General features: G+C 61.5%; 8 protein-coding genes and 2 tRNA genes. 6 read left to right on the top strand and 4 right to left on the bottom strand.

All coding sequences use genetic code 11. The annotated features are described in order from the left end of the window. Positions 1-329: 329 nt before the first annotated feature. Both CVS28_RS05990 and CVS28_RS05985 read right to left on the bottom strand, forming a co-directional pair. Positions 330-402, bottom strand: a tRNA-Lys gene (locus tag CVS28_RS05990). A gap of 87 nt (positions 403-489) precedes the next feature. Beyond that, positions 490-562, bottom strand: a tRNA-Lys gene (locus CVS28_RS05985). A 572-nt stretch (positions 563-1134) separates the two neighbouring features. Here CVS28_RS05985 and ilvD point away from each other — a divergent pair. The 6 genes from ilvD (at position 1135) to metG (ending at position 10405) form a co-directional block, all read left to right on the top strand. After that, positions 1135-2883, top strand: a complete 1749-nt coding sequence (ilvD, locus tag CVS28_RS05980; RefSeq protein ID WP_103480993.1) for a dihydroxy-acid dehydratase — start codon at positions 1135-1137, stop codon at positions 2881-2883. 427 nt (positions 2884-3310) lie between these two features. Beyond that, a complete protein-coding gene (locus CVS28_RS05975) occupies positions 3311-5200 on the top strand; it encodes an acetolactate synthase large subunit (protein ID WP_103480992.1) in 1890 nt (629 codons plus the stop codon). Positions 5201-5203: 3 nt separating this feature from the next. Then, a complete protein-coding gene (ilvN, locus tag CVS28_RS05970; RefSeq protein ID WP_103464485.1) occupies positions 5204-5716 on the top strand; it encodes an acetolactate synthase small subunit in 513 nt (170 codons plus the stop codon). 73 nt (positions 5717-5789) lie between these two features. Next, a complete protein-coding gene (gene ilvC / locus CVS28_RS05965; RefSeq protein WP_103464484.1) occupies positions 5790-6815 on the top strand; it encodes a ketol-acid reductoisomerase in 1026 nt (341 codons plus the stop codon). Positions 6816-7067: 252 nt separating this feature from the next. Continuing rightward, positions 7068-8663, top strand: a complete 1596-nt coding sequence (gene serA / locus CVS28_RS05960) for a phosphoglycerate dehydrogenase (RefSeq protein ID WP_103464483.1) — start codon at positions 7068-7070, stop codon at positions 8661-8663. Between the two features lie 161 nt (positions 8664-8824). Continuing rightward, positions 8825-10405, top strand: coding sequence for a methionine--tRNA ligase (gene metG / locus CVS28_RS05955; RefSeq protein WP_103464482.1), 1581 nt, complete (start codon positions 8825-8827; stop codon positions 10403-10405). Between the two features lie 95 nt (positions 10406-10500). Here the strand turns inward: metG and CVS28_RS05950 are convergent, their stop codons facing one another. Continuing rightward, positions 10501-11499: a type IV toxin-antitoxin system AbiEi family antitoxin domain-containing protein gene (locus tag CVS28_RS05950; protein WP_103464481.1), complete on the bottom strand. Its 999-nt coding sequence runs from the start codon at positions 11497-11499 to the stop codon at positions 10501-10503. Between the two features lie 174 nt (positions 11500-11673). After that, positions 11674-14163, bottom strand: a complete 2490-nt coding sequence (locus CVS28_RS05945) for an FtsX-like permease family protein (RefSeq protein WP_103480991.1) — start codon at positions 14161-14163, stop codon at positions 11674-11676.

Here is a 14163-nt window from a genome sequence, read left to right as displayed (position 1 = left end):
CGACGCCGGCCACCCAAGCTGGGTGACCGGCGTCGGACGTCGTTCTTCTCGATCTTGGCAGGGCGGGGTGTCAGTCAATTGCCCCGGCAAACAGGTCTGTTCGGGTGCTGGGATACACCGAGGCGATGGCGGGTCCGTTGATGCGGCCGGAGTTGTCAGGATCCACGGGCGCCTGCCAGGAGACGGCAGTGGAACCGCGGATTGGGATATTACGAGCCTTGAGCTGGTGCAACAGGCCCGCGCCAATCTGTCCTGAGATGTCCTGAGACCGGGCAATAAAAAAGCCGCTCCGACACCGGTTGTTACCAGTTTCGGAGCGGCTTTACCCGTGCACCCCTCCGGACTTGAACCGGAAACCCATTGATTAAGAGTCAATTGCTCTGCCAATTGAGCTAGAGGTGCGTATTTAGTTATCAGCAGCAAGAACTGCTTCGCAGTAAAAAACCGCACCAACACCGGTTGTTACCAGTGTCGGAGCGGTTTTACCCGTGCACCCCTCCGGACTTGAACCGGAAACCCATTGATTAAGAGTCAATTGCTCTGCCAATTGAGCTAGAGGTGCATCTCTTCGCTGCTGGGAAGCACTTCGGATTGTTTCCGTCGTGTTCCTCGCAACGACATGAAACTATACGGCTTTTTTGGGCAAGTGTGAAATCGAAATGTCCAATTTTGCCCATTTTGGGCCGCAGCTCACCAAAAGATCCGGTAACTTCCGCGGATTTTCGCGGTTCCTGCCGCAAAAATTCATTTGAGTTTATTCTTAAGTGCCGCAGCTGCACGCCGCAGGGGAGCGTGGTGCGTCATCCCAAGTTGCTCGCGAATTCATTGCTGTGTGGCTTGTCGTGGCCGCTGCCCGGGCCTTCAGCTGCGCATAATGCGCAGCGCCAGCACCGCGGCGTGCGCATGGCCAAAGTTAACTTCGGCTATGCGCCAGCGCGGGGGTGCTGGCACTGCGCCGCTGTCATTCCTGCGCAAGCGAAGCGGCTGGCAGCGCGCAGGGGCAAAGCCACCTGGGGCATGCGCAAGCGATTTCGAGAGCATTTCTCAAATGAGGCACGCACCCCTTTCGTGAGCACTTTAGATGAGTCTCGCAGGGGAGTGGCTCAGCTCACGTTTCGGTCATAGACTGCCACCATGAGTGCCGAGAGCAATTCAGTAGAGCCAGCAGACGACGTCGTCCGAACAGCAGACGGGCGCCCGGACATCAAGCCGCGCAGCCGGGTTGTCACCGACGGCATACACGCGGCACCCTCACGCGGCATGTTCCGCGCGGTGGGCATGGGGGATGACGACTTTAGGAAACCGCAGATTGGTGTGGCGAGTTCGTGGAATGAGATCACCCCGTGCAACCTCTCCCTGAACCGTTTGGCCCAGGGCGCCAAAGAGGGCGTGTTCGCCGCCGATGGCTTCCCCATGCAGTTTGGCACCATCTCCGTCTCCGACGGCATTTCCATGGGCCACGAGGGTATGCACTTCTCGCTGGTCTCTCGGGAGGTGATCGCCGATTCAGTGGAAACCGTCATGATGGCCGAGCGTCTTGATGGTTCGGTGCTGCTGGCCGGCTGCGACAAGTCCCTGCCCGGGATGCTCATGGCGGCCGCCCGGCTGAATCTAGCCAGCGTGTTCTTGTACGCCGGCTCCATCATGCCCGGCTTCGCCAAGCTGGAGGACGGCACGGAGAAGGAAGTCACCCTGATTGACGCCTTCGAGGCCGTGGGTGCCTGCGCCGCCGGCAAGATGAGCCTGAAGGACCTTGACTCCATTGAGCGGGCCATCTGCCCGGGTGAAGGCGCCTGCGGTGGCATGTACACGGCCAACACCATGGCGTGCATCGGCGAGGCCCTGGGCATGTCCCTGCCCGGCTCGGCTGCCCCGCCCAGTGCTGACAGGCGTCGTGACATGTTTGCCCGCCAGTCCGGAATGGCCGTGGTGAATCTCCTCAAGCAGGGGATCCGCGCCCGCGACATCATGACCAAGAAGGCGTTCGAGAATGCCATTGCCGTCACCATGGCCTTCGGCGGCTCCACCAACGCCGTGCTGCACCTGCTCGCCATAGCCCGCGAGGCCAATGTCGAGTTGACCCTTGCCGACTTCAACAGGATCGGCGACAGGGTCCCGCACCTGGGCGACCTGAAGCCGTTTGGCCGCTATGTCATGTTCGACGTGGACAAGATCGGGGGAGTGCCTGTCATTATGAAGGCCCTGCTCGACGCCGGACTCATCCACGGCGACTGCCTCACCGTGACGGGAAAGACGGTGGCCGAGAACCTGGCCGACATCAACCCGCCGGATCCCGATGGCAAGGTCCTGCGCGCCATGGACAATCCCATCCACAAGACCGGCGGGATCACCATCTTGCACGGTTCCATGGCCCCGGAAGGCGCCGTGGTCAAAAGCGCAGGTTTTGATTTGGACGTGTTTGAAGGCACCGCGCGGGTGTTCGAGCGTGAACAGGGCGCTCTCGATGCCCTGGATAAGGGGCAAATCCGTGCGGGGGATGTGGTGGTGATCCGCTACGAAGGCCCCAAGGGCGGCCCCGGCATGCGCGAAATGCTCGCCATTACCGGCGCCATCAAGGGCGCCGGCCTGGGCAAGGATGTGCTGCTGCTGACTGACGGGCGCTTCTCCGGCGGCACCACCGGGCTGTGCATTGGCCACGTCGCCCCTGAAGCTGTCGACGGCGGCCCCATCGCCTTGGTGCGCGACGGGGACACAATCCGCGTGGACATCGCAGCGCGCAGCTTTGACCTTCTGGTCGACGAGGCGGAGCTGGACGCGCGGCGGATTGGCTGGGAGCCGTTGCCGCCCAAATTCACCACGGGCGTTCTGGCCAAGTACGCCAAATTGGTCAACAGTGCCTCAACCGGCGCATATTGCGGCTAATGCCGTCAACGCAGCGGAAATTCCCGGTGGGAGCAGCGTGAGCGGACTGTTCCCTTGGGCCCAACAACCCCGCCATTCCGCGCCCTGACCAAACTGTGGACACAGTGTCCAAATAGTGAGATGCCCGCGCGGCTCGTTTGACACTTAAGAGCTGAAAACGGGAGACTACACATATGCAACGAAAGCTCCCAGTCGTCATACGTTAGCGCGTGACGCAAAATGACCGCACCCATGGTCATGGCCCTGCGATTCTCCAATGAGAGAGCGTCGCAACACGTGCATACCCCTCGATGAGAGCCTCATGGGCTGAGGGGTTTTTTGTTTCCACCACCAGCGGCAACTCGTACTACTGCGTGAACCATCCAGATTTTCCACGCAGCTGAAGAAGACTTACCTAAGAAACATGAGTTCCCCAAAGGAAGAACCGATGAGTAAAGGAACGCCCGCCAGCCCAGCGCTGATGGCAGCCAAGTCCTCCGGACACGGTACGCAAGCTAGCCCCGTCTCAGGTGCCGCCAGCACCGTTAGCCCAGTCTCCGCCGTCGTGGGTCCCAACAACGTTGTGGCTCCCATTCAGATGTCCGGTTCCGAGGCCATTGTGCGTTCGCTTGAAGAGCTTGGCGTCAAGGACATTTTTGGTCTTCCCGGTGGTGCCATTCTTCCCACCTATGACCCGCTCATGGCTTCCTCTCTCAATCACATTCTGGTGCGCCACGAACAAGGCGCCGGCCATGCCGCCCAGGGCTACGCAATGGTCACCGGCGGTGTTGGCGTGTGCATTGCAACGTCCGGCCCCGGTGCCACGAACTTGGTTACGCCCATCATGGATGCCCACATGGACTCGGTGCCCCTGGTGGCCATCACGGGCCAGGTTTCCAGTGCCGTGATTGGCACGGATGCGTTCCAGGAAGCGGACATTGTGGGCATCACCATGCCCATCACCAAGCATTCGTTCCTGGTGACCGACCCCAACGACATCCCCCGCGTGCTGGCCGAGGCATTCCACCTCGCCTCCACCGGCCGCCCGGGCCCCGTCCTGGTTGATGTTGCCAAGGACGCCCAGGTGGGGCAGATGACCTTTTCCTGGCCGCCGGTCATTGACCTGCCCGGCTACCGCCCCGTATTCCGCGGCCATTCCAAGCAGCTGCGTGAAGCGGCCCGCCTGATCCGCGAAGCCAAAAAGCCTGTTCTTTATGTGGGCGGCGGCGTTGTCAAGGGCAATGCAGCTGCGGAGCTCATGGTTCTGGCGGAACTGACGGGTGCCCCCGTTGTGACCACCTTGATGGCCCGGGGCGTATTCCCCGATTCGCACCCCCTGCACGTTGGCATGCCCGGCATGCACGGCACCGTTTCGGCCGTCACAGCCCTGCAGCAGTCGGACCTGCTCATCACCCTAGGTGCACGCTTCGATGACCGCGTCACTGGTGTGCTGAGCAGCTTTGCACCGCACGCCAAGGTCATTCACGCCGACATTGACCCGGCAGAAATTTCCAAGAACCGCACAGCAGATGTTCCCATTGTTGGCTCGGTCAAGGAGATCATTCCGGACCTGAGCGCCGCCGTGAAGGCGGAGTTCGATGCCTCCGGCACGCCGGACCTCGGTGACTGGTGGGCGTTCCTGGGCAACCTGCGTGACACCTACCCGCTGGGCTGGACCGAACCCGAAGACGGGCTCATGTCTCCGCAGCGCGTCATCTCCCGCATCGGGGCCCTGACAGGACCCGAAGCCGTTTACACCGCGGGCGTTGGCCAGCACCAGATGTGGGCGGCCCAGTTCATCAAGTACGAGCGTCCCCGGGCGTGGCTGAACTCCGGCGGTGCCGGCACCATGGGTTACTCGGTTCCCGCGGCCATGGGTGCCAAGGTGGGCGACCCGGACCGTGTTGTGTGGGCGATCGACGGCGACGGTTGCTTCCAGATGACCAACCAGGAGCTGGCCACCTGCCGCATCAACAACATCCCCATCAAGGTTGCCATCATCAACAACTCTTCCCTGGGCATGGTTCGCCAGTGGCAGACACTGTTTTACAACAGCCGATACTCCAACACCGACCTGAACACAGGCCACGACACCATCCGGGTTCCCGACTTCGTGAAACTGGCTGAGGCCTACGACTGTGTTGGCCTGCGCTGCGAACGTGTTGAAGATCTGGACGCCACCATTGAGGCCGCCCTGGCCATCAATGACCGCCCCGTCATCATTGACTTCGTGGTCAGCCCCGATTCAATGGTGTGGCCCATGGTGCCCTCGGGCGTCAGCAATGACCAAATTCAGGTAGCCCGGAACATGACCCCGGTGTGGGACGAGGAGGACTAGAACATGACTCGACATACTCTTTCCGTACTGGTTGAAGACAAACCAGGTGTGTTGACACGTGTTGCGAGCATGTTTGCCCGCCGCGCCTTCAACATCAACTCCCTAGCCGTTGGCCCCACAGAGATTGCCGGGATTTCCCGCATGACAGTTGTGGTTGACGCCGACGGTGACTTGATTGAACAAGTCACCAAACAACTGAATAAACTGGTCAACGTCATCAAGATCGTTGAACTTGTTTCAGAGAATTCCGTGCAACGGGACCACATCCTGGTCAAGGTACGTGCGGATGCCGCGACGAGACTGCAAGTCACCCAAGCTGCAGATCTCTTTCGGGCCTCGGTGGTGGATGTGTCCACAGACTCATTGACCATTGAAGCCACAGGCTACGCGGACAAGCTTGCAGCATTGCTGAATGTTCTGGAACCCTTCGGGATCCGGGAAATTGTGCAATCAGGCACCTTGGCTATTGGGCGCGGTTCCCGCTCCATGAGCGACCGGGCACTTCGCGCTTCCTAGCGCACAGGCCCCTGGGGCCACCAACAAATACTTTTCACAACCAGCAACACACCATTTACCAAGGAGTTACACAGTGACCGAGATGTTCTACGACGACGATGCCGACCTGTCCATCATCCAGGGTCGCAAGGTCGCCATCATTGGCTACGGCAGCCAGGGCCACGCACATGCACTGAACCTGCGCGATTCCGGCGTCGACGTCCGCGTTGGCCTCAAGGCAGGCTCCAAGTCCATCGCCAAGGCAGAGGCAGAGGGTCTGCGCGTCCTCAACGTGGCCGAGGCAACCGCCGAAGCCGACGTCATCATGATCCTCACCCCGGACCAGGTGCAGCGCTTCGTCTACGCCGAGGACATTGCCCCGAACCTGAACGCAGGCGACGCCCTGTTCTTCGGCCACGGCTTCAACATCCGCTTCGGGTACATCACCCCGCCGGCCGACGTCGACGTTGCCCTGGTTGCCCCCAAGGCTCCGGGACACACCGTACGCCGCGAATTCGAAGCCGGCCGCGGCATCCCCGACCTGATCGCCATCGAGCAGGACTTCACCGGTGCCGCCAAGGCACTGGCACTGTCCTACGCCAAGGGCATCGGCGGAACCCGTGCGGGCGTCATTGAGACCACCTTCACCGAAGAGACCGAAACCGACCTCTTCGGCGAGCAGGCAGTTCTCTGCGGCGGCACCTCACAGCTGGTCCAGTACGGCTTCGAAGTTCTGACCGAAGCCGGCTACAAGCCGGAAATCGCCTACTTCGAGGTCCTGCACGAGCTCAAGCTCATCGTTGACCTCATGTGGGAAGGTGGCATTGCCAAGCAGCGCTGGAGCGTTTCCGACACCGCAGAATACGGCGACTACGTCTCCGGCCCGCGCGTCATCACCCCCGAGGTGAAGGAAAACATGAAGGCCGTCCTGGCCGACATCCAGAGCGGTGCCTTCGCAACGCGCTTCATCAACGACCAGGACAACGGCGGCGTTGAGTTCAAGGCCTTGCGCAAGAAGGGCGAAGAGCACCCCATCGAGGCCACCGGCCGCGAACTGCGTGGACTGTTCTCCTGGATCAGCAACAGCGACGACTACACCGAAGGCTCCGTAGCCCGCTAGCACAGGCAGTTGCGTTTCAAGTTCTTGCGTCGCCTGCCGGACCCACCTGGGCTCGGCAGCCGACGTCGAACTTGAGCCAAGCAGCGCTCCACATGTGAGTTGCATCGCTTGCGTCGGTGCACTTGCCGATTGTTACGGTGAGGAAGCCGGGCTCCCATAAACTGGAGTCCGGCTTTTCTGTTGGAATATCAGCATAAGAACCATCACCAAAATCCCCACAAGAACATAAACGAAAGCTAAAGAGGTCACCAGGTGAGCGCCACCAAGCCAGTAGTACTCCTCGCTGAGGAACTTTCGCCCGCCACCATTGAGGCGCTGGGTCCCGATTTTGAGATCCGACATGCCGATGGGGCAAACCGCTCCGAACTGCTTTCTGCCATCGTTGACGTCGACGCGATCCTGGTTCGCTCCGCAACGCAGGTGGACGCCGAGGCCATTGCCGCAGCGAAGAACTTGAAGGTCATTGCACGTGCCGGTGTGGGGCTGGACAACGTGGACATCAAGGCTGCAACGCAGGCCGGCGTCATGGTGGTTAACGCCCCGACGTCGAACATTGTCTCCGCCGCGGAACTGACCATCGGCCACATCCTCTCCCTGGCCCGGCACATTCCCGCCGCCAGCACCGCGCTGAAGAACGGCGAGTGGAAGCGTTCCAAGTACACCGGAACCGAACTGCTGGAAAAGAAGCTGGGCATCATCGGCTTGGGCCGCATTGGCGCCTTGATCACCGAGCGCGCCAAGGCCTTTGGCATGGAGATCGTTGCTTACGATCCCTACGTCACCTCAGCCCGCGCGGCCAGCCTGGGCGTCCAGCTTCTGACCCTGGATGAGCTGCTGGAACAGTCGGACTTCATCACCATCCACATGCCGCGCACACCGGAAACCCTGGGCATGATCGGCACCGCAGCTTTTGCGAAGATGAAGAAGACCGCCTACGTCATCAACGTGGCCCGCGGTGGCTTGATCGATGAAGCGGCCTTGAACATTGCCTTGCGTGAGGGCGAAATCGCCGGTGCCGGCATTGACGTTTTCGTCAAGGAGCCCGCCACGGACGTTGACTTCCTCGGTCTGGACAACGTTATCGCCACACCGCACCTGGGTGCCTCTACTGATGAGGCGCAGGAAAAAGCCGGCGTCTCCGTCGCCAAGTCGGTGCGTCTGGCCTTGGCTGGCGAGCTCGTTCCGGACGCCGTAAACGTTGCCGGCGGCGTCATTGCCGCCGAGGTCCGCCCCGGCATCCCGCTGATCGAGAAGCTGGGACGCATCTTCACCGCACTGTCCCACGCCTCCGTGACCCAGATCGACGTTGAAATTGCCGGTGAAATTGCCGCCCTGGACGTCAAGGCTTTGGAGCTCTCAGCGTTGAAGGGTGTCTTCAAGGACATCGTCTCCGAACAGGTTTCCTACGTCAACGCACCGGTGTTGGCCGAACAGCGCGGCATCAAGACCCACCTGATCACCACCTTGGAATCAGCTGACTACCGCAACGTTTTGACCATCCGCGGCGCACTCTCGGACGATTCACAGATCTCCGTTTCGGGCACCCTGACGGGTCCGAAGCAGATCCAGAAGATCGTTTCAGTCAACGGCTACGAGCTCGAAATCCCCATGAGCGATCACCTTCTGGTCATCTCTTACGCTGACCGCCCCGGCGTTATCGGCACCTTGGGCCGTCTCCTGGGCGAGAACGGCATCAACATCGCCGGCATGCAGGTTGCCCGCAACACCGAGGGCGGCCAGGCACTGTCCTTGTTGACAGTCGACAGTGCCGTCCCGCAGGCTGTGTTGGATTCCATCAAGACCGAAATCGGCGCCACCATGGCCCGTGAAGTGGACCTCGAGGACTAATCTCCTTTTCCAACTGACCCGCAGTAGTGGTCGAAAAATCGCGAATTTTCGTGTTTTTTCGACCACTACTGCGGGTCAGTTCGTTTTGGGGCCATGCCACCATGGTCCGTGGGGACGGTCACGAATCGGTGTTTTAGCCGGGTTCACGGTAAATTCGTAGGGTGACATCTACTGAATCGGCCAAGACGCCCTACTACCTGACCACCGCCATCACGTACCCGAACGGTGTCCCGCACATTGGGCACGCCTACGAGTACATCGCCACGGACGCCATGGCACGCTTCAAGCGCCTGGACGGGTACGACGTCATGTTCTTGACCGGCACAGATGAGCACGGCATGAAGATCGCGCAAACGGCTGAGAAAGAGGGCGTCACGCCCAAGGAACTCGTGGACCGCAACGTTGCCGTCTACAAGGAAGCCCACGCGGCCCTGGGCATCAGCTACGACCGGTTCATCCGCACCACGGACGCCGACCACTACGCCGCCTCGCAGGCCATCTGGAAGAAGATGGAGGATGCCGGGGACATTTACTTGGGCAAGTACGAGGGCTGGTACTCCGTCCGCGATGAGGCCTATTACGGCGAGGACGAGACCGAACTGCGTGAAGACGGTCTGCGCTACTCCAAGGTCACCGATACCGAGCTGACCTGGACGGAAGAGGAAAGCTACTTCTTCCGCCTCTCCAACTACCAGGACAAGCTGTTGGCGCTCTACGCTGACCAGCCCGAATTCGGCTCCCCGCGTACCCGCTTCAACGAGGTCATCAGCTTCGTCAAGGGCGGCCTCGAGGACCTGTCCGTCAGCCGCACCACCTTTGACTGGGGCGTTCCCGTGCCCGGCAATGACAAGCACGTCATGTACGTGTGGGTTGACGCGCTCACCAACTACCTCACCGGCATTGGCTACCCGGACGTGGATTCGGCATCGTTCCAGAAGTTCTGGCCCGCCGACGTGCACATCATCGGCAAGGACATCTCCCGTTTCCACGCCGTCTACTGGCCCGCGTTCCTGATGTCCGCCGGGCTAGAACTGCCTCAGCGTGTCATGATCCACGGTTTCCTCCACAACAACGGCGTGAAGATGTCCAAATCCCTGGGCAACGTGGTGGCCCCGGCCGACTGGGTTGCCCAGTACGGCCTGGACCAGGTGCGCTTCTTCCTGCTGCGCGAGGTCCCCTTCGGCGCCGACGGCTCCTACAACCATGACGCCGTCGTGAGCCGGATGAACTCCGACCTTGCCAACAACTTGGGCAACCTGGCCCAGCGCTCCTTGTCCATGGTGGCCAAGAACTGCGAGGGCGTGGTGCCCACTCCCGGCGCATTCACCGAGGCTGATGAGGCCATCCTGGCCGCGGCCGCTGCGCTGTTGGAGCAGTCCCGCGCTGCCTACCAGGTACAGGATTTCCACGGTTCACTAGAGAAGATTTGGCATGTGCTGGGCGACACCAACGCCTACTTTGCCGACCAGGCCCCGTGGGTGCTGCGCAAGACAGATGTGCCCCGCATGGAAACGGTGCTGTACGTGACCCTCGAGGTGCTGCGCATGGTCTCGATCCTGGTTCAGCCGGTCATGCCCGACGCCGCCGCGAAGCTGCTGGAGGTGCTGGGCCAGGGAACTTCCCCGGACGACGCCGTTCGCCAGTTCGCTGCCTTCACCTCACCCCTGGTGGCCGGTACAGTCTTGCCCGCACCGGCGCCGATCTTCCCCAAGTATGAGGAACCGGCACCGGTAGAGGCGTAACCGCCAGGCCTGTTGCAAGAGACGGCGTTCGCGGTTAAAGCCGGTGTTCTACCACCGGCTTTAACCGCGAACGCCGTCTCTTTTGTGCAGGTGAACTATTTTTGCCGAAGGCCGGCCTGACGGAGCAGGGCGATAAACCGTTCCCGGTTCAGCATTTCCGCCCACGTCCACCGAACAAATCCGACGTCCTGGGATCGGATCTGGTCTTCTCGCTGCTTTTCCTTCAAAACCCGGTCCTGAATGGACAATCCGCCGCTCCAACCAGCCCGGAGGTACTTCTCCTTGCCGTCGAACTCCCCAGCGAGGCGGAGTTGTTCAAACCAGAAGTCGACAAAGGCGTCGCTCCCGTCACGCAGCGTGAAGTGTTTCTGCAGCACGGGTATTGGAAATCCGAACATGTGCATCTTGGCCCGGCTAATCGACTCTCCGGCAGAGCCGGAGAGTGCTGAGGCGAAATTTATGACGGCCATGGCCCGCACATTGGCAGCCCTGCTGGGCAGTAGATCGGCAGCGGCCGCGAGCTGTTCGCGCCCCAATGGTGTTCCTTGCGGGTAGTTGCTTTGCCACCGGGGCTCCCCGGGTTGGGGATCCCTATCTGCCTGGGTGAACTGGTTGTAGATGTGTTGGCGGTTGGGGACGCGCAGACTGGAATCACACACCGCCACAGCGTAGGGAAAGGGCAGGCTCAAAATCAATTGCGTGACAGTTGTGAGTTTGTCCGTGAGTTGGAACGGACCGCAGTGAACCACCCCTTCGGTCATCGAACCGCGGTGGCGAATCACGCCATTCTCGGTGCGCCCGCCGCGAGTCACCTCCGTCATGACGTGAAGTCTTTGGGGCGACCCCACGATCCACAAACCCCACAACAGCGCTGCCGTGGCATGGCAGAGTACGGGTTGCCGTGGTGCAAGTTGTTGAAAGGCCAGTGCCCTCAGGCCGTATTGCTGCAAGGGGTGGAGTTCCCGGAAGTCGGATGCAGTGACATAGACTCCGCGGCGCAGTCTGGTGAGTTCGCCCTTGTTGCACAACGCCACCAGTTTGCGTCTGTCCTGCCCCACACTTTCCAAATCGGATGGCAAAATCAGCCGTGGCATGCTCATGTTCTACAGGGTTTCACCACAGCCAGCGCTGCGGAAGAGGCACTTTTGCGGCTGTGGATAACTTCGGCTCCTTGCCGAAGTCAGAAAAGACGGCGCTTGCGTAAAAAGCTGGCCGTGGAGCACCGTCTTTTTGCGCAAGCGCCGTCCCTTTTGCCGGGGGAACCGAAATTAGTCCATGGCCAGTCCCTCAACGGGGGAGAGTTTCGCAGCGCGGCGGGCGGGGATCACGGAGGCCAGCAAGCCGGCCACCGCGGCAACGAGCACCACGGCGAGGATTTGGCCCCACGGGATGACAGCTGCAACATCAGCAAAGCTGCCCAGAGCTGATTGGGCACCAGCCCAGCCATACACGGCGCCCAGGACGGAGCCGATGATGGCCGCCACCCCAGCAATCAGCACCGCCTCAATGGCGAGCATGCCCCGCAACTGTCCGCGGGTCAGGCCCAGCGCCCGCAACAGCGAGTTTTCCCGGGTCCGTTCCAGCACTGACAGGGAAAGCGTGTTGGCAACGCCGATCAAGGCGATGAACACCGCCACGGCCAGCAAACCCGTGACCACGAGCAAGAGCATGTCGATCACCTGGTTGAACATGACCTTTTCCAGGACACCCCCGCTGATCTGGTTCTCGTCTAGGTGCAGTGTCTGCGCCAAGGAGGTGCGCAGGTCCATCAACGCATTCGCATCCAACGCCGGGTCAACCGTGATCCACAGCGGTGCCGTCATTTGGGTATGCAGCGGATCGTCCGCCGGCAGCGCGTGGAATGCGTCCAAGGAAACCAAAGCAGTCATGCCATAGGCCGTGGAGGAGGTTGCCGTCAGGTTCGTGGTCTGCGTCCCGGCGAGCAGGCTGCCCGCACTGCCCGGGGTGCCCTTGGGGAGTACCACGGAAGTGCGGGAGGGACGGTTTGCCGGATTTGCCAGCAAGGCGAGGGCATCGGCGTCGGAAATTCCGTAGGCCGGGAGCTGCGTGTTCCCGGCCGTCACCAGGCCCACCAGTTCAAGCCGGGCAATGTGTGTCACACCGGGAAGTGCTGAGGCGGTGGCCATATCGGCCTCCGAGATGGCGTCCCCGCCGGGGACCGTTTGTGCCGCTAGATCCACCGGATAGGTGCCGTCGAGCTCGGAATCGAAGGCGTGCCGGGCAGTTGCTGCGCCCGTCATCATCATGGTCACCAGCGTGACGCCAATGAGCAGGGCCGACGCCGTTGCGGTGGTCCTGCGTGGATTACGCACGGCGTTGGCCGCTGCCATCTTCCCGGGCACACCGGCTGGTCGGGCCAAGGTTCCGGCGAGCGAAACCAACTTGGGCACAAAGAGCGTCGCGGCCATCAGGAATCCGATGAATGACGCCGCGCCGGAGGGGAGCGCCAGCAGCAGGTTCGCGGAGATGCCGCCGGCAATCAGTCCCACACCGCCAGCCAAGATCAGCACCACTCCAATGGTCAGGCGGATGCGGCCTCCGGTGTTGTGCATCGTCGCGTCATCAGCGGGTCGCAGTGCGGCCAGTGGCGCTACGGCGGTCGCCGCCCGAGCCGGCACCAGTGCAGCCAGGACGGTGAGCAGGGTGCCCACCACAATGCCGGCAATAATGGCCGACGGCGGCACCGCCAGGGTGGCGAAGCTGAAGTCCGGGTTTTGGCTCAGCAGGGTCAAAACGAGGGCCATGGTGCCCGTGGCGGCCAGAACGCCCAGAACGGAGGCCGTGAAGCCGACAATGAGGGCCTCCACAATCACCGAGCTCCGGACTTGGCTGCGGCTGGCGCCCACACAGCGCAGCAGTGCCAGTTCGCGGGTCCGCTGGGCCACCAAAACGGAGAAGGTGTTGGAGACAACCAAAGCGGAGACCAACAGGGCCACGCCAGCAAAGGCAAGCAGGACAATGGTCAGCTGGTCCTGGCCGCCGGTAAAGTTCGCCACCTGTTCGGTGGTCTTCTCATCCGGGGTCATGATGGTTTCGATGGGCTGGTCCAGGGCGGCAGCCAGGGACGCCTTGGCCTCTGCAATGGATGTGCCATCCTTCAGGTTTGCCGAGATGGTGCGGTAGCCGTCGTCCGGGGTGCCTAAGCTATTCACCGCCGCCGGGGTGCCGACGAATTGGGCAGTCCCCGATGACTGGGGGTCAGCGGAGGTCGCCGTGATGCCCGTGATCGTGGCCGTCAGGCTTGGTTTCTTGACGTCACCGAGTTCGCCGGTGCCTTGGCCGGTCAACGTGGTCTTGCCGCCTATTGCCAGCGAGTTGCGTTCGGCAGTGACGGTGTCCACCACAACCTCTTGGTCACTTCCGGGCCATGTTCCGGACAGGAGCTTGACGGGTTCCAGGGATGGGAACGCGGACATGTTGCGGAATGAAGCACCAATGGAGGACTTGCCCAGATCAGTCTGGATGTAAAGCGTCCTCTGGGCGTACGACTCGCCAACCCCAGCGGAGGCCGCCACTGTGGCTGCCGCCGACTCCGGAAGTGGATTGTTCCCGTGCGGGGAAACCACCAGATCCGCCGAGGCGTAGGCCTGTCCAATGCTGGCCTTCAGTGAGGCCTTGGTGGAGGCGTTGACCATTAAGGTGGCAGACAGGAATGCGACGGCGAGCAGCACGGCCAAGGTGATGGCTATGAAGCGCCGGGAATGAGTCTTGAGCTGACTCAGGGCTACTTGCAGCAT

This window comes from Arthrobacter glacialis (genome assembly GCF_002909415.1).
GTDB lineage: Bacteria > Actinomycetota > Actinomycetes > Actinomycetales > Micrococcaceae > Specibacter > Specibacter glacialis.
The sequence above is the reverse complement of the archived record's forward strand: the minus strand, read 5'-3'. Positions and strand labels throughout refer to the sequence as shown.